Origin of the sequence: Anaplasma marginale str. Florida (assembly GCF_000215485.1) — a bacterium.
In the GTDB taxonomy this organism is placed as follows: domain Bacteria; phylum Pseudomonadota; class Alphaproteobacteria; order Rickettsiales; family Anaplasmataceae; genus Anaplasma; species Anaplasma marginale.
Genome location: NZ_AFMS01000196.1, coordinates 1 through 1095 on the forward strand (window position 1 = coordinate 1; position 1095 = coordinate 1095).

Here is a 1095-nt window from a genome sequence, read left to right on the forward strand (position 1 = left end):
AAGCTCTCTGGACATAATCCCCGCTTCAATAACCCAACACGCAAGGGGAACATTCTAGAGAAAATTCTCTAAAAATTAATAAACTTCACAACAGGGCACACGGCCCAACCAACCTGCCCCATAGCTCAAGAGTGGGGTAGCACACCAGCAGACACGCCGTCAGCTTCACCTAATGTTATGTCCAAAAAGCATCGCCAAGGTTACCGCACACACGGTGACCAGGGCAAATAGCCTGAAGAATGTAATCATGAAGGCGCGCAGAACTTCGGAGTGGACGTAATCCTCCAGGACCACCTGCACGCCCAAAACCCCGTGGTAAAACGCGGCAACAAGAAGCGCAATAGCAGATACGCTGGCACAAAAGCCATAGTCCGCAGCATGGACAGACTCAAAACCGTAAGAGCGGTAGAAAAACGCAAACAAAAACGGTACGGGCAGCATAACCAGCCCAGCTATTCTTTGCATCCACCAAAAATATACAGACCTTCCACCCATAAGAGCCAGAACTACAACCAAACAAAAAAGAATGCGACGACCGAGAACGCGGCCGTCAGCAGCAGCACAAAAGCGCTGCTGGCAGTGACAGCTGTTTTGTCGAGACCAACACCACAATCCCACAAAAGATGCCGCACCCCATTAAAGTAGTGGTAACAAAAAGCCACACAGCAAGAGAACGATAGCAGCTTCACAAGAAAGAATCCCAAGGGATTAGCCAAGAAGGGCGCGATACAGTCTGGCGCACAACGCAGCAGGACAAAAAGCCACGACAGCACCGACAATCCAAAAAAAGAGGAAAAGGCCCGAAGCCCTATGAGTGATAGAGAGCAAGGCAGCAACAGGCAGCTTGTAGACCTGCAAATGTGGAGACAAAGGTCTGGACCTTAACACCACGCGGCCTCCGAAACCAAAAACAGAAATAGAGACGGCGGCACGTTTGCCTGCGCTCTGCCATAAGACGGAACAGCAGACAAAAAGCCTAAAGGAGGTAATCCAGCCGCAGGTTCACCTACAGCTACCTTGTTACGACTTCACCCCAGTCCACCGACCCAACCTTAAATGGCTGCCTCCTTACGGTTGGCGCACCAGCTTCGAGTT

General features: G+C 50.9%; 3 protein-coding genes and 1 rRNA gene. All 4 read right to left on the reverse strand.

Features of this window, described 5'->3' with window-relative positions:
• Positions 1-165 precede the first annotated feature (165 nt).
• A complete protein-coding gene (sdhD, locus tag GAC_RS05250) occupies positions 166-495 on the reverse strand; it encodes a succinate dehydrogenase, hydrophobic membrane anchor protein (RefSeq protein ID WP_010263158.1) in 330 nt (109 codons plus the stop codon).
• 11 nt (positions 496-506) lie between these two features.
• Complete coding sequence (gene sdhC, locus GAC_RS05255; protein ID WP_241760183.1) at positions 507-773, reverse strand: succinate dehydrogenase, cytochrome b556 subunit; 267 nt, start codon at positions 771-773, stop codon at positions 507-509.
• Positions 709-891, reverse strand: a complete 183-nt coding sequence (locus tag GAC_RS06120; RefSeq protein ID WP_338388781.1) for a succinate dehydrogenase/fumarate reductase transmembrane subunit — start codon at positions 889-891, stop codon at positions 709-711. The genes sdhC and GAC_RS06120 overlap by 65 nt, the downstream gene beginning before the upstream one ends.
• Positions 892-978: 87 nt before the next feature.
• Positions 979-1095, reverse strand: a 16S ribosomal RNA gene (locus GAC_RS05260); the annotation flags it as partial.